General features: G+C 40.5%; 13 protein-coding genes. 11 read left to right on the top strand and 2 right to left on the bottom strand.

All coding sequences use genetic code 11. The annotated features are described in order from the left end of the window. The first annotated feature begins 20 nt into the window (after positions 1-20). The 10 genes from prc to GW828_RS01085 all read left to right on the top strand — a co-directional run bounded on the left by prc (position 21) and on the right by GW828_RS01085 (position 19,381). Entirely contained in the window at positions 21-2,072 is a 2,052-nt protein-coding gene (gene prc, locus GW828_RS01130; protein ID WP_273057159.1) for a carboxy terminal-processing peptidase, read from the top strand. A 318-nt stretch (positions 2,073-2,390) separates the two neighbouring features. Further along, the gene (gene pepN / locus GW828_RS01125; protein ID WP_273057161.1) at positions 2,391-4,952 is read left to right on the top strand and encodes an aminopeptidase N; all 2,562 of its coding nucleotides are present in this window, start codon (positions 2,391-2,393) and stop codon (positions 4,950-4,952) included. 90 nt (positions 4,953-5,042) lie between these two features. Continuing rightward, positions 5,043-5,258: a DUF2835 domain-containing protein gene (locus tag GW828_RS01120; protein ID WP_124015896.1), complete on the top strand. Its 216-nt coding sequence runs from the start codon at positions 5,043-5,045 to the stop codon at positions 5,256-5,258. Between the two features lie 315 nt (positions 5,259-5,573). Then, positions 5,574-7,622, top strand: a complete 2,049-nt coding sequence (locus GW828_RS01115) for a DUF1302 domain-containing protein (protein WP_124015897.1) — start codon at positions 5,574-5,576, stop codon at positions 7,620-7,622. 13 nt (positions 7,623-7,635) lie between these two features. Beyond that, positions 7,636-9,000 carry a DUF1329 domain-containing protein gene (locus tag GW828_RS01110; protein ID WP_273057164.1) on the top strand — a complete coding sequence of 455 codons (1,365 nt, stop codon included), beginning with the start codon at positions 7,636-7,638 and terminating at the stop codon, positions 8,998-9,000. Positions 9,001-9,055: 55 nt separating this feature from the next. Next, positions 9,056-10,066, top strand: coding sequence for a WD40/YVTN/BNR-like repeat-containing protein (locus tag GW828_RS01105; RefSeq protein WP_182697158.1), 1,011 nt, complete (start codon positions 9,056-9,058; stop codon positions 10,064-10,066). Positions 10,067-10,115: 49 nt separating this feature from the next. Then, the gene (locus GW828_RS01100) at positions 10,116-12,422 is read left to right on the top strand and encodes an efflux RND transporter permease subunit (RefSeq protein ID WP_273057166.1); all 2,307 of its coding nucleotides are present in this window, start codon (positions 10,116-10,118) and stop codon (positions 12,420-12,422) included. 328 nt (positions 12,423-12,750) lie between these two features. Beyond that, positions 12,751-17,598 (top strand): NAD-glutamate dehydrogenase, encoded by a 4,848-nt coding sequence (locus tag GW828_RS01095; RefSeq protein WP_124015901.1) that lies wholly within the window; start codon positions 12,751-12,753, stop codon positions 17,596-17,598. A 61-nt stretch (positions 17,599-17,659) separates the two neighbouring features. Continuing rightward, positions 17,660-18,679, top strand: coding sequence for a quinone-dependent dihydroorotate dehydrogenase (pyrD, locus tag GW828_RS01090; protein WP_273057169.1), 1,020 nt, complete (start codon positions 17,660-17,662; stop codon positions 18,677-18,679). 168 nt (positions 18,680-18,847) lie between these two features. Further along, positions 18,848-19,381 (top strand): cell division protein ZapC, encoded by a 534-nt coding sequence (locus tag GW828_RS01085; protein WP_124015903.1) that lies wholly within the window; start codon positions 18,848-18,850, stop codon positions 19,379-19,381. 268 nt (positions 19,382-19,649) lie between these two features. On the opposite strand, the gene dsbB is transcribed toward GW828_RS01085, so the two are convergent. Together dsbB and nhaB are read right to left on the bottom strand one after the other, a co-directional pair. Beyond that, positions 19,650-20,168, bottom strand: a complete 519-nt coding sequence (gene dsbB / locus GW828_RS01080) for a disulfide bond formation protein DsbB (RefSeq protein ID WP_182697161.1) — start codon at positions 20,166-20,168, stop codon at positions 19,650-19,652. A 114-nt stretch (positions 20,169-20,282) separates the two neighbouring features. Further along, positions 20,283-21,875 (bottom strand): sodium/proton antiporter NhaB, encoded by a 1,593-nt coding sequence (gene nhaB / locus GW828_RS01075; RefSeq protein WP_273057171.1) that lies wholly within the window; start codon positions 21,873-21,875, stop codon positions 20,283-20,285. A gap of 590 nt (positions 21,876-22,465) precedes the next feature. Here nhaB and fadR point away from each other — a divergent pair. Then, a complete protein-coding gene (gene fadR, locus GW828_RS01070) occupies positions 22,466-23,185 on the top strand; it encodes a fatty acid metabolism transcriptional regulator FadR (protein ID WP_124015906.1) in 720 nt (239 codons plus the stop codon). Positions 23,186-23,277 lie beyond the last annotated feature (92 nt).

The following is a 23,277-nucleotide window of genomic DNA, read 5'->3' as shown; positions in this document are numbered from 1 at the left end:
AATTTAAGGAGTACTTGTTGATGCGAAAACTTACCTTGGCCGCGTCAATTGCCAGTTTATTTGTCGGCTTTTCGGCATGGGCAATTTCACCAACGATTCAAATCAGCGAGTTACCTAAACTAGCACAAGAGCCACAACATAAAGTGGCTAGCAAGCGAGTGACAACATTGTTCACTCGCTCGCATTATCATCGCTTTAATCTTGATAATGCATTTTCTGAACAAATATATTCCCGCTTTCTTGAGCAGCTTGATTATCGTCGAAATGTACTAACTGCGGCAGATATTGCGAGCTTTAGTCAGTATAAAGAACAGTTTGATAATATGGTCGAGTCTGGCGATATTAGCCCCGCCTTTGCTATGTATGAAGTTGTGCAACAACGTCGCTACGAACGTTTTGCTTATGCTTTATCTTTGCTCGATAAAGAGTTTGATTTTACCCAAGCAGGCGATGCTTATGAATTTGATCGCAAAGATGCACAATGGCCAAAAGATGAAGTTGAAGTTAATGAGCTTTGGCGTCAGCGGGTTAAGTATGATGCATTAAATCTCAAGTTGACTGGTAAAAAATGGCCTGAAATTGTTGAAGTGCTCGAGAAACGTTACAACAATGCCATTAAACGTTTAAGCCAAACCCAAAGCGAAGACGTATTTCAAACCGTAATGAATGCGTTTGCTCGCAGCGTTGAACCTCACACCAGTTACTTATCCCCACGTAATGCTGAACGTTTCCAAATGGAAATGAACCTAAGCTTAGAGGGCATTGGTGCTGTGTTGCAAATGGATGATGATTACACTGTTATCAAAAGTTTAGTGGCAGGAGGCCCTGCTGCCAACAGTGATAAATTATCGCCAGAAGATAAAATTGTTGGTGTTGGTCAAAAAGACGGTGGCATTGTTGATGTTATTGGCTGGCGTTTAGATGATGTGGTTGATTTGATCAAAGGTCCAAAGGGTAGCGAAGTTGTATTACAAATTTTACCCAAAAAAGGTGGCGCAAATGCTAAACCTTTTGAAGTGGTCATTACCCGTGACAAAATTCGTTTAGAAGATCGCGCAGCTACCTCAAAAGTAATTGAACCTAAAGAAGGTCAGTACGCCAATCGTAAAGTCGGTGTGATTCAAATCCCTGGATTTTACATGAATCTGTCGCAAGACGTGGCTAAAGAAATCGCTAAACTTGAAAAAGACAATGTTGAAGGCATTATTATTGACCTTCGTGGTAATGGTGGTGGGGCGTTAACTGAAGCCACATTATTGACCGGATTGTTTATTGATCAAGGGCCTGTTGTGCAAATTCGTGACGCCAATGGTGGCATCAATCAAAATCGTGATAATGATGGTATTAGTGCATACAGCGGTCCACTGACTGTGATGGTAGATCGTTACAGTGCATCTGCATCAGAGATTTTTGCTGCGGCTTTACAAGACTATGATCGCGCTTTGATTGTGGGTGAATCGACTTATGGGAAAGGCACGGTTCAGCAGCATAAAAGTTTAGGTCGAATTTATGACATGTATGAAAAACCAATTGGTCATGTTCAGTATACCATTGCTAAGTTTTATCGTATCAATGGTGGCAGCACACAACGTAAGGGTGTTACCCCAGATGTGCGCTTGCCTACTGCTTTAGAAGCGGGTGAATATGGTGAATCGGAAGAGAAAAATGCGCTTCCGTGGGATAAAGTTCCTGCTGCTCAATACACTACATTGGGCAATATTACGCCTATGTTGATAAGTTCTCTTGATGTTAAACATCAAGCGCGGATCAGCAATGACGAAGAGTTTAGTTATATTTATCAAGATATAGCTGAATTTAAAAAGCATCACAATGACAAAACCATCTCGCTTGTTGAAAGTGAACGTCTTGCTTCTCGTGAAGATGATGACAAGCGTGCACTCGATCGAGAAAATGCCCGAAGAGAGCACGATGGTTTAGCAATTGTTAAGTCACTAGATGATATAGAAAAGACCGATGACAGTAAGTTACCGGATGCCTTTTTAGATGAAACGGCTTATATCACACTTGATATGGCGGATGCAGAGAAATTGGCAAAAACAAACTCAAAGTGATTTTGTGTGACAGTTAACAAACGCGCTTAGGCGCGTTTTTTCTTAATAATAACAACCTCAGCTCTGGATATAAACGGTTGCAAACAGTCCTTCGCATCTCTAACTGCGTTGTATCGACTTGCAGTAGGTTAACGGCGGTCGATTCGGCTTGTTAGTAAAATGACCTTTTTGAGGTGGAATAGGCAGCATATTGATATTTTATCCCATTTATCCAATCACTTAACCACGGCTGAAGTGAAATAAAAACAATACCAATTCGATAACGTTCCCACACAAGTTTAATCATATTGGCATGAGTACCATTGAAAAGGATCCTGTATGAACCAAGCGCAAGAGAAACACCTCAAAGATTATACTAAGCCTGCATTTACCATTTCTCATGTAGATTTAAACGTTATTCTTGATGGCAAGAATACCAAAGTAACGGCTGTTAGTAAGGTGATCCGTAATGGCCAACATCAGCATGATTTAGTGCTTGATGGTGAACAACTCTCTCTGAGCTCAGTCAAGCTTAATGGTACAACGGCAAACTATCGTCAACACGAAAGCCAATTAACGATCACCACTGAGCTAAATGAGTTTGAATTAGAGGTGGTTACTTTACTTGACCCTGAGGCAAATTCGAGTCTTGAAGGTCTTTACATGTCTGATGGTGCTTATTGCACGCAATGTGAAGCCGAAGGATTTCGTCGCATTACTTACTTTTTAGACAGACCCGATGTTTTGGCTATTTATACCGTACGTATTGAAGCCGATAAACATGCTTTTCCTTTTTTGTTAAGTAACGGTAATTTAATTGATAAAGGCGAGATGCCACGTTCTGGACGTCACTTTGTTAAGTGGCATGATCCATTTCCAAAACCAAGTTACTTATTTGCAGTTGTCGCTGGTGACTTTGATTTGCTTAATGACAGCTATACCACTCAGTCTGGTCGAGAGGTGACGCTGCAAGTTTTTGTTGATAAAGGTAATTTACATAAAGCCGATCACGCGATGGCGTCATTGAAAAAATCGATGAAGTGGGATGAAACCCGTTTTGGTCTTGAGTACGATCTCGACATCTATATGATTGTGGCAGTTGATTTTTTCAATATGGGAGCGATGGAAAACAAAGGTTTGAATGTGTTTAATACTAAATACGTTCTTGCTGATAAAGCCAGTGCTACTGACGAAGATTATCACGGCATTGAGTCAGTTGTTGGTCATGAGTACTTTCACAACTGGACGGGTAACCGAGTAACCTGTCGTGATTGGTTTCAACTGAGTTTAAAAGAAGGCTTAACCGTTTTCCGCGATCAAGAATTTAGCTCTGATGTGGGGTCTCGCGCTGTTAATCGTATCCAAGCCATTCGCGTGATGAAAAATCAACAGTTTGCTGAAGATACCGGTCCTATGTCTCATCCTATTCGTCCTGAAAGTGTGATTGAAATGAACAATTTCTACACAGTGACGGTTTATAACAAGGGTGCTGAAGTGATCCGCATGATGCACACTATTCTAGGTGAGGCCGGTTTTCAAGCGGGTATGAAGTGCTATTTTGAACGTCATGATGGTCAAGCTGTAACTTGCGATGATTTTGTTAATGCCATGCAAGATGCCAGCGGTAAAGACTTAACCTTATTCCGTCGTTGGTACAGCCAAGCGGGTACACCAGTCGTCACGGTCAAAGATCATTTCGATGCAGACAAGGGCGAATATCATTTAACTGTTACTCAGCAGGTGGTATCACAAGGTGTAAAGGGCCAAACACTGCATATACCTTTTAGTGTGGAGTTATTGGACCGAGCGGGACAGTCCATTGTCAATAAAGTACTTGATGTGACACAAGCCAGCCAAACATTTGTGTTTGATGGACTGGACAGTGCGCCTACAGCCTCCTTGCTTCAAGATTTTTCTGCACCGGTGAAACTCGTTTACGATTTTAGCATTGACCAGCTTGTTCATCTTATGCGCCATGCATCGAGTGAAGTTGCACGCTGGGAAGCATCGGTGCAATTAATCAGTCAAACCATCTGGGATAACGTTGCACAGTTACAACAGCAACAAGTGATGATGATTGACACCAGAGTGATAGAAGCCTTTAGAGGTGTTATTTTAGATGCTAATCTTGATCAAGCTTTAGTCGCTGAAATTCTGTCTATCCCGAGTGCTTCAGCAATTATTGAGCAGGTAGATCATGTTGATTTAGATGCATTGGCAAAAGCCAGAGAATTTGTTGTTGAAGAACTCGCCTCTGCTTGCGAAGATGAGCTGTTAGTGTGTTACCGAGCACTGATATTAATCGATAATCCAGCTGCCAGAGCATTTAAAAATATTGCCTTATCATTATTATGCCAAGTCTCTGATACCCATGAATCGTTAGTTGAAAAACAATACTATTCAGCCAGAAATATGACCGACAGTTTAGGTGCTTTGAAAGCGGCCGCGATGGCAAAGTTAGCGTGTTTACCTATGCTATTAAGTGACTTTGAGTCCACATGGAAATCAACCCCATTAGTGATGGATAAATGGCTTACTTTACAAGCTTTAGTTAATAGTGACGATGTGATTGATCAGATTAAGACACTCACTAAACATAGCAGCTTTAGTTTCTCTAATCCTAATCGCATTCGGTCATTGATTGGAGCTTTTGCTGCGGCAAACACTTATCAATTTCATCGTGCTGATGGAGAAGGTTACCGTTATTTAACTAAAATTTTAGTTAAATTGAATAAATCTAATCCACAAGTTGCTTCGCGAATGATTACCCCATTAATTCAGTTTGCTAAATTTGACCAAGAACGTCAGCAATTAATGAAACAGTGTTTGGTCGAGTTAAAATCATTACCAGATTTGTCGAACGATTTATATGAGAAAGTGACTAAATCATTAGCTGAATAAAGTCTTAAATTACTATTTATCCAGTAGGATTAATCAGTCTGTTTAGTGTGTTAAAAAGGAGAGCTTGCTCTCCTTTTTATGGAGTGATTTATGGAGTTATTTTTTTCTCTTAACGTAAGTTATGAAGCTTTTTTGCCATATTACCAAGGGGTTGCAGAAAAAGTGCAAGTAAGGGACCACAAAGGTCGTGTATTGCACATCAATGGTAAGTATTTTAGACCTTATTTAACCCCTAATGGCATCCATGGCGAGTTTAAATTAGTCCTTTGCCCTGACGGGAATTTCAAATCCCTTAATAAATTATAGAGCATTTACTTCAAACGTTTGATTGATTAATCGTGTGTGAAGTAGCAAGCTGTTAACATTTATAAGTACATGAAAATAAACTTTTTTCGTTAGTGGTTAAATGATTGTATTTTTATCGCCTGTGTTAATTCAAATATAGGCAGGTTTTATTTAGCCATTTTTACCCCGACATCGTTAATTTTCTTAAACATTTTCTTTTTTTTGACCTTGCTCAATATAGTTAAATGCTGTAACAATGGTGTTGCCTGTGGGCTAACAAGATGTTGGTTAAATTCCTATAACAACTAATCCAACAGGTTACGGAGATGAACTAAAATGAATATTGTTAAAAAAAGATTTAACAAGTCGGCTCTCGCTTTGGGGGTGGTGTCGGCATTATGTTTGGGAATGAGCACTTCAGCCTCAGCTGCTTCTTTTCAATGGGGCGATGTACGAGGTACGTTTGACTCTACTTGGACCGCAGGTGCCAGTTGGCGTGTGTCAGATAGAGACTGGAGTGGTCAAATTGGTAAGGTGAATCAGCCACAATTTGATTGGTCAGGTTACTCAGCATTTGGTGGCGCATTTGGTTCAACCAAATATACGTCAGCCGAAATTTGGGCTCAGCCTGGCTCATATTCAAGCAACAATGACTTAAGTAACTTATTGTATGCAAAAGGTGATACGACTTCAGAGATCGTTAAAGGTCTTCATGAGTTATCACTTAAGTATGAAAACTACGGTTTGTTTTTACGTGGTATGTATTTTTATGATCGCAAACTCAATGATGGTGACTATGGATTTAATGACCCATTAACCGGTAAAGAGTTCGATCCTTGTGCAGACAGCAAAGCATCAGAAGTGCAATGTAAAGACATTCGCTTATTGGATGCATTTGTCTATGCCAACTGGGATTTAAACGACGGCGCGAATCCATTAAGCGTTCGTGTCGGTAATCAAGTGGTTTCTTGGGGGGAAAGTACCCTAATTTCTCATGGTATTGCTGAAATCAATGCTGTTGACTTAAACATTCTCAATGCGCCAGGTGCTGAACTTAAAGAAGCATTCCGTCCACAAGGGATGGTTTGGGCATCGTTAGGGTTATCTGAAAACTTAAACCTAGAAGCTTTTTATCAATATGATTGGCAGCCTATTTGGGTACCAACGCCCGGTTCAAACTTTGCGACCAATGATTTTGCGGGTTTTGGCGGATACAACCAGAATGCGCAGTTAGGTTTCAACTCTAATCCAGATATGAACCAAGATTTCCTTATTTCTGAATACACACGTCTATACGAAGCTGCCGCAGCCAGTGGATTTAATTCTGCTTATGCCGCTTATATGACAGCGTATTCAACTAAAGCTGCCTTAGTTCAGGATGCTGCAGACCCAAGTAATGATGGCCAATTTGGTGTTAAGTTAGGATATTACTCTCCAGAACTTGGCGAAACTGAGTTTGGTTTTTATTACATGAATTACCATAGTCGTCGCCCACTTATCAGTGGAACAGCGTCTAATTTCACCACAGAGGCCATTGGTCGTGATTATGGTCGTTTAGCACAAAGCGGTGGCGTGATTGACCGTGATTTATTGCTGAGCATGGAAACCTTTACCAAGTCGCAAATTGTTTATCCTGAAGACATTCAGTTATATGGCTTCAGTTTTAACACTTTAGTGGGTGATACATCTGTTGCCGGTGAAATTTCTCACCGTGTAGATGAGCCATTACAAATTGATGATGTTGAATTACTTTTCTTAGCTATGCCTCAACAGCTAGCAAATGCAGGCATTCGTCCTGACTTAGATGGTATTTCACAAATGGATAATGTGGCGCCTGGCGAAACAGTTGATGGGTATATACTTACCGATACGACTCAAGCACAGATGACATTTACTCACCTATTTGGTCCCACACTTGGTTTAGACAACTTAACTATGCTTGCTGAAGTGGGTGGTGTTTGGATCCATGACATGCCTGGTTTTGACGAATTACGCTTAAATGGTCCAGGTACTGCGCGTTCTGGTGGCAATCCAGATATGCCTGGCATTATTGAAGCATTACATAATGGTCCAGAAACCAATCCATTCCCGACTGATTTTGCTTGGGGTTATCGTTTAGTGGCCAAAGCTGACTTTAACAACGTGTTTGCTGGTGTGAACATGTATCCAAGAGTAATTTTCTCTCATGACGTTGATGGCATTACGCCTGATCCAATGTTCCTGTTCACTGAAGGCAGAAAGTCTGTTGCTTTGGGTGTCAATTTTGATTATCAAAGTCGCTGGGGCGCAGATATTTCTTACAACAGCTTCTTTGGTGGTGTAGGAACAACAAATGCGATGACAGACAGAGATTATATTTCTTTCAACGTCAAGTATTCGATCTAAAAGGATAATTATAATGAAGAAACTGACGATATTATCGGCAGCAGTGATGATCGCACTAAGTGCACCTGCTGCGCTGGCGAAAGTATCACAAGCTGATGCAGATAAATTGGGTACAACATTAACCCCTCAAGGTGCAGAAAAAGCGGCAAATGCAGATGGTTCAATTCCTGCTTGGACTGGTGGTATCACTAAGCCTATTGCTGGTTACACCAAGGGTATGCATCATCCAGATCCGTTCCCAGATGACAAAAGCTTATTTACCATAACCAATGCAAATAAAGCCCAATATGCTGAGTTTTTAACTCCGGGTCAAAACAAACTATTTGAAGTCTACCCAGATACTTACAAAATGAATGTTTATCAGACTCGTCGTACAGCGGCTGTGCCTCAATATGTTTATGATGCAACTAAAGTCAATGCTGTTGGTGCTGAGTTAATTTCTGATGGTAATGGTATTAAAGGGGCCACAATTGGCGTTCCGTTTCCTATTCCTGCTAATGGCCTAGAAGTCATTTGGAATCATATCCTGCGTTTTCGCGGTGTAGATGTCGAAACGTATCGTAGCCAAGCTGCACCTATGGCGAATGGTTCTTATACTCTAGTTGAAAACTCTGAGGAAATTCGTTTCGAATATTCGCGTCCTGAAGTGACTTTAGAGAAACTTAAAGAAACCAACACCTTGTTTTACTTTAAGCAAGTTGTGACTCAACCAGCACGATTAGCCGGTACTGCATTGCTGGTTAAAGAAACCATGGACCAAGAGGCGCTTCCACGTCAAGCTTGGACCTATAACACAGGGCAACGTCGCGTTCGTAAAGCACCTAACGTCGCGTTTGATACTCCAGGTACTGTTTCTGATGGTCTAAGAACAACCGATGATTTTGATATGTTTAACGGTTCTCCAATGCATTATAACTGGGAACTCGTAGGCAAAAAAGAAATTTATATTCCGTACAACGACTATCGATTACATTCAGACAAACTAAAGTATGACCAAATTTTAAAACCGGGTCATATCAATCCTGAATTTGTTCGTTATGAAAAACATCGTGTATGGGAAGTGAAGGCAACTTTAAAAGAGGGTATGCGTCATACCTATAAAACTCGCGTGTTTTATATTGATGAAGATTCATGGCAAGTGGCAGTAACGGATATATATGACAACCGCGACGAGCTTTATCGTGTTGGTGTTGCTCATCTTATCAATTACTACGAAGTGCCTACGTTGTGGAGTACCTTAGAAGTATTCCATGACCTTCAATCACGCCGTTATTTAGCGATGGGTTTAGATAACGAAGGTCGTATGTATAATTTTGATGCATCACTTTCTGAAGCTAACTTCACACCAGACGCATTAAGACGTGCCGGTATTCGTTAATAGCCATAATAAAATGGGGCGCCTAGCGCCCCTATAAATTTTAAAGGAAGTTTGTATGACGTTTAGCATGCTTCGCAGTATTGTGGCGATTGGGATTAGTGCATGTTTATATACTGCTTCAGTAGATGCCCAACTCGATCCGCTTTCAGTTCAAATTCAACCCTTAGCTCAATCCTCTTTATTACTTGATATTGCCAATGCGGGCGACAAACTTGTTGCCGTCGGTCAACGTGGCAATGTGTTGATATTAGAAAATAATCAATGGCATCAAGTCGCCACTCCCGTTTTGTCCCAGTTAACCAAAGTGTTTTTTTTCGATGACAAACAAGGTTGGGCTGTCGGTCATGATGCAACGATTATTCACACCCAAGATGGTGGTGAGACCTGGTCAGTGCAGATGCAATCAGCTGAAATTGAGAAGCCATTTTTAGATGTACGCTTCTACACTCCTGAAGATGGTATTGCAGTTGGGGCGTATGGATTATTTTATCGCACCGCTGATGGCGGTAAAACTTGGCAAGATGAGTTTCACCAAGAATTGCTCTTTGAAGATGATGTTGCTTATTTAAATGACCTTAAAGCAGAAGATGAAGCCTTGTATTTATCGGAGCGTGCGTCTTTATTACCTCACTTTAACCGTTTGATTCGTCTTGAAGATAAACGCTTATTATTGGTCGGTGAGCTTGGTATGGTGGCGGTATCTGATGATAATGGCCATACATTTACTAAAACCAATTTTGACTATGATGGCTCGATGTTCAATGCCATTTCGGTTGGTGATGATGTTTATGTAATGGGACTTCGTGGTCATGTATTTAAGTCAGATTTAAGTTTATCTGCATGGGAAGAAGTAGAACTACCGGTCCAATCATCAATCAATGGTGCACTTGTTACATCTAATAATGACCTATACCTAGTCGGTAATGCTGGAATTGTATTATCAGTTGATGATGGTAGAGCAACTATTGTTGCTAGGCGTCAAGGTGAAAATATTGTGGCTATTGCTAAAGACAGTAAAGGCCAATTATGGTTTGCCGGTTCTAAGGGACTGTTTCAGCTTGATTAACCTTTTGGTTAAATTGGACAATTAAAACAACAATAATAAGGCCGAAAAGATGTTAGAAAAACTGGTCAATGGATTTGAATCTCATTTATTTCGTAATCGAAAATGGGTCATAATTTCATTTATTTTTATTACTATTTTTTTAGGTTACCAAGCCAGCCAACTAAAAATGGATGCGGCTTTCAGTAAAAATATTCCTCTTAATCACTCTTATATGCAAACCTATACCAAGCATCAGAAAGACTTTGGTGGTGCCAACAGCATTATGGTTGCAGTTGAAGATACGAGCGGCAATATATTTAATCCGGAATTTTTTGATGCACTGAAAAATGTCCACGATCAATTATTCTTTATTCCTGGGGTAGAGCGTTCACAGGTTAAGTCACTTTTTTCGCCTTCAACGCGTTTTACCGAAGTCGTTGAAGATGGTTTTGCTGGCGGCCCAGTTATCCCTGCCGATTTCAGTAACGATGAGTATGGCCTTAAAGTGGTACGAGACAATATCGAAAAGGCTGGCATTGTAGGTCGTCTTATCGGTAATGATTATACTTCTGCCATGGTATCGGCCCAATTGATGGAGTTTGATCCGCAAACGGGTGAAGCCATTGATACAATTGCATTTGCCAATCAACTTGAGCAAGAGCTTCGCGGTAAGTTTGAAACCGATAAGATTAAAATTCATATCATTGGCTTTGCTAAAATGGCTGGTGATGTAGCAGAAGGCGCCAAAGGCGTACTGTTGTTTTTCTTAATCGCCATAGCCATTACTGCAGTGATGGTGTATTTATTTTCAAAATCGATAGTGCTGACTATTTTACCATTGATGTGTAGTTTGGTTGCGGTATTTTGGCAATTAGGCTTATTGACGGTTATCGGATTTGGCTTAGACCCAATGTCGATTTTGGTGCCATTTTTGGTATTTGCCATTGGTGTCAGTCATGGGGTACAGATGATCAATGCTGTGCGTCGTCGCGTGCTAGATGGCCAGACGACGAAAGCGGCATCTGCATCGGCTTTTCGCAGCTTGTTAGTGCCGGGCGGCGTTGCGTTACTATCTGATACAGTGGGTTTTTTAACCTTACTTTCGATTGATATTGGTATTATTCGAGAGCTGGCAATTTCTGCATCATTAGGTGTTGCAGTGATTATTCTCACTAATCTTATTTTGCTTCCTTTAGTGATTTCATATTTCGAATTGCCGACTAAGCAAGATAACCTACAGAAACGTCAACAAATAGAAAATATTTGGCGTTGGCTGTCTAAGTTTGCCACTCCGAAATATGCTGTAGTGGTATTGATTTCAACAGCAATCCTTTATGCCGTTGGTTTTCAGCAAGCGTCAAAAATGCAAATTGGTGATTTACAGGGTGGGGCGCCAGCGCTGCATCAAGACTCTCGCTATAACCAAGATACTTTCTTCATTACCAAACATTTCTCTATAACAACCGACGTTATGTCTGTGATTGTAGAAGCCACTCCTGAAGCTTGTACATATCATTCTGTGTTATCGCAGATAGATCAGTTTGAGTGGATGATGGCTAATACACCTGGGGTTGAGTCAACCGCGAGTTTGGCATCGATTGCCAAAAAAGTGAATGCCGGCTTTAACGAAGGTAACCCTAAGTGGGAGATTTTACCGCGCACCACAGCCAGTCTAGTTCAAGCCGTGGGTCAAGTTCCAACCACATCGGGTTTGTTAAATAGCAACTGTTCTGTTATGCCGGTTTACTTGTTCTTAAAAGACCATAAAGCAGAAACCATTGAGGTGGTTGTTGATAAAGTTAAAGCTGTTGCTGCTGAGCTTAACTCCGACACGTTACAATTTAAGCTAGCTTCGGGTCCGGTTGGCGTTATGGCTGCAACCAATGAAGCAGTAAGTGAAGCTCAGCTGCCAATGATGTTGTACGTTTACGGTGCAGTGTTTGTCTTATGTTTAATTAGCTTTAAGTCACTCAAGGCAACGATAGCAGTGATTATCCCACTTTATGTGGTATCGACGTTAGCACAAGCCTTAATGACTTTGCTCGATATTGGTCTAGCAGTCAGTACCTTACCTGTTATCGCCTTAGGGGTGGGTATTGGTGTTGATTACGGGATTTATATCTTATCGACCATGTCCAACAAGCTCAGTAATGGCATGCCTGTGCAACAAGCGTATTTCGAAGCATTGGTTGAGCGTGGCAGTGCGGTGATATTTACCGGGCTAACTTTAGCGATTGGAGTGAGTACTTGGTTCTTCTCCGACCTGAAATTCCAAATGGATATGGGAATTTTGCTGACTTTCATGTTTTTAGTGAATATGTTGGGGGCAATTATTATTCTTCCCGCACTTTCAGCTATGTTTTGGAGAAAAAAGTAACTAAAACATGCAATTAAACAAAAAAGGGAGCTTAGCTCCCTTTTTTGTTTTGCATAGTTACTCTATGCAAACGACTTAAATGTCATTTTAAGTACCAATCTATGCTGTCGAGTGGATTTATAGAGGATGTACCACTAAAATTTTCCTCGATATAGCAGCAATTTAGTAATAAACTTTGCATCAGATCTCAATTATGAGTTTCTTTTGTTAAACTAAAAACAGTTATTTACGTGATACACACAAAATGACTCGGACCTACAGAATCAACAAGCCGAAGCATCCATATAATGATAAGAGCGCTGCCATAGACGCTTAAGGAATCTGCAACATGGCCTTGAAAGATGCAATGCCTTCAGTACTACTGGAAAATGTAGTCAATTTAATTCACACAAAAATCCCTCATTCTCAAGCCAAACAAGTTGAGCAATTTGCTAATTGCCTCTACGCCCATATGTCAAAAGACGATCTCAATGCTCGTAATGACAGTGATTTATATGGTGCCGTATTGAGCCTTTGGAATGCGCTGAATAAAACCGCGCAGGACGAAACTCACATCCGAGTGTTTAATCCTAGCCAAGCAAAACATGGCTGGCAGTCAACTCACAGCATTATTGAGATTATTCAACTTGATATGCCTTTTTTGGTTGACTCGCTCTCAATGGCGTTAAATCGAATGGGCATTACCGCTCATGTGATGTTGCATACGCCATTAGCGGTCGTGCGTGCTGCTAACAACAATGTCACTGATGTGTCATTTGTTAATGAAGCTACAGAAGGCAGCAATAACGTTGCGGTTTTCTTAGTCGAAATTGACAAGCAAAATAGTGATGCCGACATCAAGGCGATTGAGAAAGAGATTCAATCTGTCTTAGCGGATGTATCAGCATCGGTCAATGATTGGCAATTAATGTCAGACACATTAACCGATACCATTAAACAATTACCTTCACGGCCATTTCCTGGTGAAAAAGCGGAACTTCAAGAGTCTGTTGATTTCTTAAACTACTTGAACAACCACCATTTCACTTTACTCGGTTATCGCTATTATGATTTAAAACGCGTTGAAGGTGATGTTGAGCTTGTCCCTAATATTGAATCTAGCTTAGGACTAATGAACCGTTCAAAAACCTCACACAGTGAGCGCGGTTTGTTACTTTCAAGTTTATCTGATTCTGCCCGCAAAGAGGCATTAGATGAAAGCTTACTTGTTCTGACCAAAAGCTCTGCCAAAAGCCGTGTGCATCGTCCAGCTTACGTAGATTATATTGGCGTTAAACGCTTCGACAAAAAAGGCAACGTAATTGGTGAAGATCGCTTCATCGGTTTATATGCTTCTAATCTTTATAACCGTAGTCCACGCGAGATCCCATTGCTGGGTGAAAAAGTTCAGCGCATTCTTGATAACTCAGGTCTAGCGCCGCGCTCTCATGACTATAAAGCGTTAATGAACATCCTTGAAAACTTACCTCGTGATGAGCTAATCCAAGCTAAAGATCATGAGCTGTCTAATATCGCTTATGGCATATTGGAAATGCAAGATCGCGATAAGTTAAAGTTGTTTGTTCGTAAAGATGGCTATGGCCGCTTCTTGTCGTGTTTAGTGTATGTGTCTAAAGACCGTTATAACACTAAGTTACGTCAAGATACTCAACGCATTCTAGCGCAACATTTCAAGAGCAATGAAGATGTTGAGTTCACAACGTATTTTTCTGAGTCTACTCTGGCTCGAACTCATTATATTATCAAAGTTGATAATAACAATATGGATGTTGATGTGGCCGCTATTGAAAAAAATCTTATCGAAGCCGCTCGCTCGTGGGATGATAAATTGCACACAGCGTTAAATAATACTGTCGGTGAACAAGCTGGTACAGGGCTGACAAAACGTTATTTAAATGCTTTCCCACCTAGCTATAAAGATGATGTTCTTCCAAGCTCAGCTGTAGTTGATATGCAGCATCTAGAAGCATTGGATGATGAACATAAGTTAGGCATGTTATTTTATCAGCCACAAGAAACAGCATTAAACGACAATAAAGTGCGTTTAAAATTGTTCCATAAAGACGAGCCAATTCACTTGTCTGACGTATTACCAATGCTAGAAAACTTTGGTTTACGTGTGATCAACGAACGCCCATATGAAGTGAAAACTAATGATGGTGCTACGTTCTGGATCTTAGACTTCTTAATGACAGTGCAAGGCGCAGCGACAGAAAACCTTGCTGATAGTCAAGATCGTTTCCAAACAGCCTTATTACAAGTGTGGCAAAAGAAGTTAGAAGACGATGGCTTCAATCGCATGGTACTTTCAACGGGCTTAAGTGGTCGTGAAGTGTCTATTTTACGTGCATATGCTAAGTACATGCGCCAAATTGACGCTACATTCAGTCAGTCTTACATTGAAGAAACTTTTAGCCGCTATCCAAAACTTGCGGATTTATTGGTTAAGATGTTCATTCGTAAGTTCAATCCTAAGCTAAAGACACGCACCTTGAGTAAATTCCTCGAGCAAGTGAATATTCAGCTTGATGACGTTTCAAGTTTAGATGATGACCGAATTATTCGACGTTATTTAGATTTAATTAATGCCACATTGCGTACTAACTTCTATCAAACTGCGATTGGCGGCAAATCAAAGGATTATATCTCATTTAAATTCGCACCGAGCTTAATTCCAGAAATGCCTAAGCCGATGCCTAAGTTTGAGATCTTTGTGTATTCGCCTCGTGTTGAAGGTGTCCATCTACGTGGCGGTAAAGTGGCTCGTGGTGGTTTACGCTGGTCAGATCGTCGTGAAGATTTCCGTACTGAAGTGTTAGGCTTAGTAAAAGCACAACAAGTGAAAAACACCGTGATTGTGCCTGTAGGCGCAAAAGGTGGATTTGTGTGTAAGCAACTGCCAACAGAGGGTGGCCGTGAGGCTTTATTCACCGAAGGGCAAGAGTGTTACCGTATCTTTATTCGCGCATTATTAGACATTTCTGACAACATAATTAACGGTGAAGTTGTTCCGCCTGCAGATGTTGTCCGTCATGATGAAGACGATCCTTATTTAGTGGTTGCAGCCGACAAAGGCACCGCGACTTTCTCAGATATCGCTAACGCGATTGCGATCGAATACAACTTCTGGTTAGGCGATGCGTTTGCCTCTGGTGGTAGTAATGGTTATGACCACAAGAAAATGGGGATTACCGCACGTGGAGCTTGGGAATCGGTTAAACGCCATTTCCGTGAAATTGGTGTAGATTGCCAAACCACTCCATTTAGCTGTGTGGCGATTGGTGATATGGCGGGTGATGTATTTGGTAACGGTATGTTGTTATCTGAGCAAACTCAATTGGTTGCTGCATTTAACCATATGCATATCTTTATCGACCCAACGCCAAAAATTGCCGAAAGCTATGCTGAACGTCAGCGTTTGTTTGTCTTGCCACGCTCAAGCTGGGAAGATTATAACGCGAAACTGATTTCTAAAGGCGGCGGGATCTTCTTACGCTCTGCCAAGTCAATTAAATTGACCCCAGAAATTAAGCAGATGTTAGCGACTGATAAAGACACCATGAACCCAACCGAACTGATGAAAGAACTACTGAAAATGCCAGTAGACTTGATTTGGAATGGTGGTATCGGGACTTATGTTAAGTCGAGCAAAGAATCTCATGCTGAAGTTGGCGATCGTGCTAATGACACTTTACGCGTTAACGGTAAAGAAATTCGCGCCAAAATTATTGGTGAAGGCGGTAACTTAGGTTGTACCCAATTAGGCCGTATTGAATACTGCGCTAATGGTGGCCGTATGAACACCGACTTTGTTGATAACGTTGGTGGTGTTGATTGCTCAGACAACGAAGTTAACATCAAAATTTTCTTGAATACCTTGGTAGCAGAAGGCGAGTTAACGGTTAAACAACGTAATCGTCTACTTGAAGACATGACAGATCAAGTTAGCGAGATTGTCATTCAAGACTGTAAAGATCAGACTCGTACTATCTCTGTGACTCAAGTCGATGGCGTGTCGCAGTTGAAAGAGCAAATTCGTTTTATTCAATATCTTGAAAAAGACGGCAAGCTTGATCGCGCGCTTGAGTTTTTACCTACTGATGACGATTTAGCTGAACGTTTAGCCAATGGACGCGCGTTAACTCGCCCTGAAATATCGGTATTAGTTGCGTACGCTAAAATGGTATTGAAAGAGCAATTAGTGACCCCTGAAATCACTGAAGATGCATTTTTAAGTAAATTGCTAGTGGCTTATTTCCCTAAAAAGCTTCAAGCAAAATATGCTAATAAAATGACCGCTCATCCTCTTCGCGGTGAAATTATTGCTACATCATTGGCCAATGAATTAGTTAATGATATGGGCTTTAATTTTGTACAACGTATGCAAGATGAGACCGGTGCAACAGTTGCTGAAGCCGCCATTTGTTACACTATGGCCCGAGAAATCTTTGGCCTTGATGACTTAACCACTTCAATTACTGATTTAAGTGGCGTCATCCCTGCAGTGGTGCAGGGTGAAATGTTGCATCAATTACGTCGCAGTATGCGTCGCGCGTGTCGTTGGTTTATCCGCCATCGTAATCGTGCTCATGATATTGACCAAACTATTGCGTTCTTTAAGCCAGTATTTGAACAGCTTAAAGCCAATGTTGACCAATATATGATAGATGCTGAAGTGAAAGTAATTTCTGCTGAGATTGCTGCGCTAACCACCGAAAATGTTCCTCAAGCTGTTGCACAAGTTGTGGCTAAAATGAGTACATTATTCTCAGCGTTAGACATTGCACAAATTGCTCAAATCGAGAACAAGTCAGTTGAACTGGTATCTGAAACTTACTTTAAACTCGGTGCAAAAGTTGAGTTACATTGGTTCTTAGAACAAATCAGTGCTCAACCTGTTGCTAACCATTGGCAAGCACTTGCCCGTGCAGCATTCAGAGAAGAACTTGATTGGCAGCAACGTGCATTAAGTTCTGCTGTATTACGTACTTGTACCGAGACTTGTGATGCAGATAGTGTGATTAATCAGTGGATTGAACAAAATAAGCCTTTACTCGAAAGATGGTATCACATGCTAGCGGATTTCAAGGTTTCTCAAACCCATGAATTTGCGAAGTTCTCAGTCGCCTTACGGGAACTGAACTTACTGATTTTACATTGCGTAGGTCAGAAGTAGTTTTTATAATGTGAATAAGCCCTGGCGATTGCCGGGGCTTTTTTTAGGTCTAGGAGAAAACATGTTTTACAAACTTGCACAGAAAGTAATGTTTCAGATGGACCCTGAGTTAGCTCATAATCTAGCGATTGGTAGCTTGAAAATTACCGGAAACAACCCATTAAACTGTTTCTATCGTCAACAGGTTAAATCCGCTCCTGTAACCTGTATGGGCCTGACGTTTCCTAATCCTGTTGGCTTAGCTGCGGGATTAGATAAAGACGGCGAGTCAATTGATGCTTTTCATGCGATGGGGTTTGGCCATGTTGAAGTCGGAACCGTAACACCACGTCCGCAACCGGGTAACGATCAACCAAGATTGTTTCGATTAAAACCTGCTAAAGGGATTATTAATCGGATGGGTTTTAACAATAAAGGTGTGGATAATCTGGTTCGTAATTTAATGGCCAAAAAGTCTGACATTATGGTTGGTGTGAATATAGGTAAAAACAAAGATACTCCAGTAGAGCAGGGTAAGGATGACTACTTGATCTGCATGGATAAAGTGTACCCATACGCCAGTTATATTGCGGTGAATATCTCTTCACCAAACACCCCAGGTTTACGTTCAATGCAATACGGTGAGTTACTTGACGACTTACTCAGTTCAATTAAAGCTAAACAAACAGAATTAACCGCTAAACATGGCAAATATGTCCCGGTTGCGCTCAAGATTGCGCCTGATTTAAGCTCAGACGAGATTAAAGCGATTGCGGATTCGTTACTGAGTAATCAGTTTGATGGTGTGATTGCGACTAATACAACATTAAGCCGAGATACTGTAACTGGTTTAAAACATGCCGAAGAAATGGGCGGTTTGAGCGGTAAGCCTTTGACTGATTTATCGACTCAAGTGATCAAACAATTAGCGATCTGTTTGCAAGGTAAGATCCCGATCATTGGTGTTGGTGGGATCAATAGTGCCGCAGATGCGATAGCTAAGTTTGATGCAGGCTCAACTATGGTGCAGATATACTCAGGTTTTATTTATCGAGGACCTAAATTAGTTGATCAGATCGCAAAGGCATATTGTTCAAAATAGCGCCTAAAACAGCTTTGCATTGATCAAAAATCATGCCGCGATCGAAATTTTGATCGTTCGATCGCGCTAACACTCTGAAATTTATGTTATAATTTATAATTAAATTTTGATATTGAGTGAAAAATCATCTAATATATAAGCGTGTTCAATATTTAGGTGTAAATAGTCATGTTATTAATGCCAAATAAGGACTGGCATTGGGAATACAATGAAAGCTTGAAGCAATTAAGTATTTCGTTGGGTTCTGAGATGGAGTTCTTAACGCCATATAAGACAAAATTGTTAATTCCAGATGCTCTTAAGGCAGCTGAATTTAACCTTGAACACGCCAAATTTTACATTAAAATGCTCGAAACCCTTCCTAAAGTGTTGCATATCTCTGATGCAGGTATTGTACAAACTGCACTGAACGCAACTGCCGCGCATTTTTTATTACAATCACAAATGCCTAAATCTTGGTTTTTTGACGTCAGTGATGAGTGTGTTTATTGTGATGTGGGTAAGTTGTTTCAGCTCAACTGCGGCTACTCTAAAGTATTGGCGTTAGTTATTGCAAATGGCTTACAAGCAGCAACTGTGATGATTTTGTCACAATACTGTCAGCTATCTGAAAATAAATCATTAGCACAATTTGATATCATAAAAGTGATGCATAATCGTTTACATCCACTGCGTAAAGCTAAGCAAGTTGTCGCGGCATAAAAGAGTTGAATAGATAAGACACTCGACTCAATTTGTTCACTAGCTAGCATGTGCGGTTAGCGTATAAAAATAGTGCGAGTCTACTTCTATTGATAAACTTGCTAAAGTTTAATCCGCATGTATTATTCAAATCGCTATTTTATCAGGCGCGTCCGCCTCAATATTAAGCATTCATCGCTTATTTAGCCCTTTATTTGGCCTGTTATTCGAGCCGATTTTTAATCAACAATACTTAATCTAGTGCAATGGAATGACTCTAAGGCATCAATTACTGACTCTTATTAGTCGGTTTAAGTGCCGGTAACAAGACGATTAACCAAATCAAACCGTAAACAGCAAATCCAACCATCATCCACTGCGCCATACTGACAGACAACCATGACCAAGGTGAGTCGCTACACATGCCTGTCGGTGAAAAGACGGAAGGTAACCAAGTGTCTAACGGCATAAAGCTTGGGAACTCAGGATAAAAGGAACACGTTTCAAATGGTGATGGATTAACTTGCATCTGGTTTAGCTCATAGGCTAATTTAAATCCCCAAATAGCTGATACTCCCCAGCTAACGATTCCGACCAAGCGTAAAAACCACACTTTGGGTTGTAGTATACCCACAAGCCCAGTCAATATAAGACCCAATACCGCTACACGAATGTAAATACACATCACACACGGAGCGAGATCCATTCCATATTGAAAAAAGAGTGCCGCCAACTCTAGTCCTATGGCGGAGAATAACAATAAACCCCAAGAAAGACGGCTATGACTAAACTGCTGTAATGGTGACAATGTCGGATTCCTAAGTGTGTGAATAGATAAAAAAACACCCTCAAATGAGGGTGTTTAAACAAACTATAGTGACTTTAAAATAATTTATCAGCTAAGTCCATTAAGCTGATGTAATTAATGTCCCATTGCCGCGCCACTTAAGTCTTTAGCTGAGTGGTGAATAATTAATTGGCTCTCATATAATGTGTTAGTCATGTCGGTTAAGAAACCTGTCTCAATCGCCATTACCCCCACAATCGATAGCACGATAGTATAGGGTAGTGCCATCCACACCATGCGGCCATAAGACAAGCGAATAAGTGGCGCAATAGCAGATGTTAACAAGAATAAGAATGCCGCTTGACCGTTTGGTGTCGCAACCGAAGGTAGGTTAGTACCGGTATTAATTGCTACAGCTAGTAAGTCAAATTGGTCTCGAGTAATTTGGCCACTCATTAACGCAGATTTTACTTCATTAATGTAGACTGTACCCACAAACACGTTATCACTCACCATAGACAGTAAGCCGTTAGCAATGTAGAAAATAACTAGCTGCATATTGCCTTCATAACTCAATGCCCATTGGATCACTGGAGCGAATAAATCTTGATCAATGATGACACCTACGATGGCAAAAAATACAGCAAGTAACGCAGTGAAAGGCAAAGCTTCTTCGAATGCTTTACCTAATGAATGTTCGTCTGTAATGCCATTAAATGCTGTAGCTAAGATGATGACAGATAACCCAATCAAGCCAACAGAAGCTAAATGAAGTGCTAAACCAGCAATTAACCACACACCAATAAGAGCCTGAACGACGAGTTTCATTTTATCTTGGTTGGTTCTGTGTGAGTCTTCATGAGCAGCGTAATCAGATAAGATCCTATGTACCGCATCAGGTAATTGGGCTCCATAACCAAATACTTTGAATTTCTCGACAAGAAAACACGTTAATATACCGGCAATCAATACCGGCATAGTCACAGGTGCCATACGTAAGAAAAACTCACCAAATTGCCAATGGGCCTGCGCCGCAATGATTAAGTTTTGTGGTTCACCCACCATAGTACATACGCCACCCAGTGCAGTACCGATACCAGAGTGCATTAATAAATTACGTAAAAATGCCCGAAACGATTCTAATTCTTCATCATTTAATTGTCCGCTAGACTCAGACGTATGATCGTGACCGTTATTATCACTAAAACTCTTACCCGATGCGACTTTGTGGTAGATAGAGTAAAAACCGACGGCAACAGCAATGATTACCGCAATCACGGTTAAGGCATCTAAGAAGGCTGATAAAAAAGCTGATGCAGTACAAAACATCAAAGACACGATAATTTTTGAGCGTACTTTAGTGATCATTTTGGTAAATACAAACAGCAATAGCTGTTTCATAAAGTAAATACCTGCGACCATAAATACCAACAAGAGCAATACTTCTAAATTAGCTTCTATTTCATGTAGCACTTGTGAGGGCGAAGTCATTCCTATGATGACGGCTTGAATGGCTAAAAGACCACCCGGTTGCAGTGGATAACATTTTAATGCCATAGCTAAAGTGAAAATAAATTCCACCACTAGCACCCATCCAGCGACAAAAGGATTTACATAGAAAAAGAGCAGGGGGTTGATGACTAAAAATGCCAAAATTGCGTATTTGTACCATTTAGGTGAATTACCTAAAAAGTTAACAAACAGCGCCTGACTTTTGGTTGCCTGCATAGCAGCCTCTCCGATATTGTGATTGTTACAGTATTGGTACCATTTTTGATGCTAGCAACACATTATTATTTTCAACAGAACTGGGAGAATAGAAGCAACTTCATATTAAAAACTTGATGGATATCAACTTTTCATTAATTTGCGCCAAATAACCTATCGAGGCAAATTGAACATTACCGTCTATTTATTGTTGTGAAATTATAGTGTCTTGATATAGCAAACAATGTGTTAGCCTACATATTTATGCGGCAAACTCGATATGGCTCTTGTATTTTCGCTGCTAGTGTAGCTCAAACAAAATTGAATTGTAATGTCGTTATTTGCTCCCAAAAATACTACATTACATCAACAAGCTAGCTACATGAGTATATACTAAACTTGTGTTATTTTATCGATAAAATTGCTATAGGTTTATGATTTTAGTAATTTAATGTGAATAGTATCTGATTATTGAAGTTGTAATGGCTCATAGTAGGTTAAAAAATAGTCGTAATGAGCGTCCTGAATAAACAATGGTTTTTATTTTCCACCGCTCTGGTATGATCAGTGCAATAGTTTCGCCATTGTTTAGCAATAGGATATGAAGGCTGATGATCATCAATGCCAAAGGGCCAGCGAGTTTTGCCGAGAAATATATTGTTCGTTCCATTTGGGAAAATAAATTTCCACCCGGATCAATTTTACCTGCGGAACGTGAGCTCTCAGAACTTATCGGTGTCACTCGTACGACGTTAAGAGAAGTTCTGCAGCGTCTTGCACGAGATGGTTGGTTAAAAATTCAGCATGGTAAACCTACCCAAGTGAACAACTTTTGGGAAACCTCTAGTTTAAATATTTTAGAAACCATTGCTGATTTGAACCCTGATGGTTTTCCATTACTCGTCGATCAACTCATGGCTGCTCGTGGTAACGTAAGCAACATTTATTTTCGTGCATCCATTCGCCACAATCCTGAAAAAGTGGTTGAAGTCTTGGCCGACATTCACAGTTTAGAAAATAACGCTGAAGCCTATGCTGCATTTGATTATAAGTTGCATCACACATTAGCATTTGCATCGGGTAACCCATTATATGTATTGATTTTAAATGGCTTTAAAGGCCTTTATAATCGTGTGGGTCGTTATTATTTTTCCAGCCAAGAAGCCCGTGAATTAACCCTAAGCTTTTATCTTAAGCTGGAAAAACTCGCCCAAGCTAAAAATTATATTGATGTACCAGCATTGATGCGAGCCAATGGTATTGAAAGTGGCAAAATGTGGCAAAAGCTGCGTGATGACCTGCCTGCTGAAATGGGCCATGATAATACTTAATTTACAGTGATGAGTTGAGCATTTATCGTTAATAGAGAATACCGATTTATTTACCTCGGATATTGAATCTCAATTTGAAAAGCCAATCAAGT

Source organism: Shewanella vesiculosa, from assembly GCF_009994065.1.
GTDB lineage: Bacteria > Pseudomonadota > Gammaproteobacteria > Enterobacterales > Shewanellaceae > Shewanella > Shewanella vesiculosa.
Note: the sequence above shows the minus strand (reverse complement) of the source record. Positions and strands in the feature narration are given on the sequence as shown.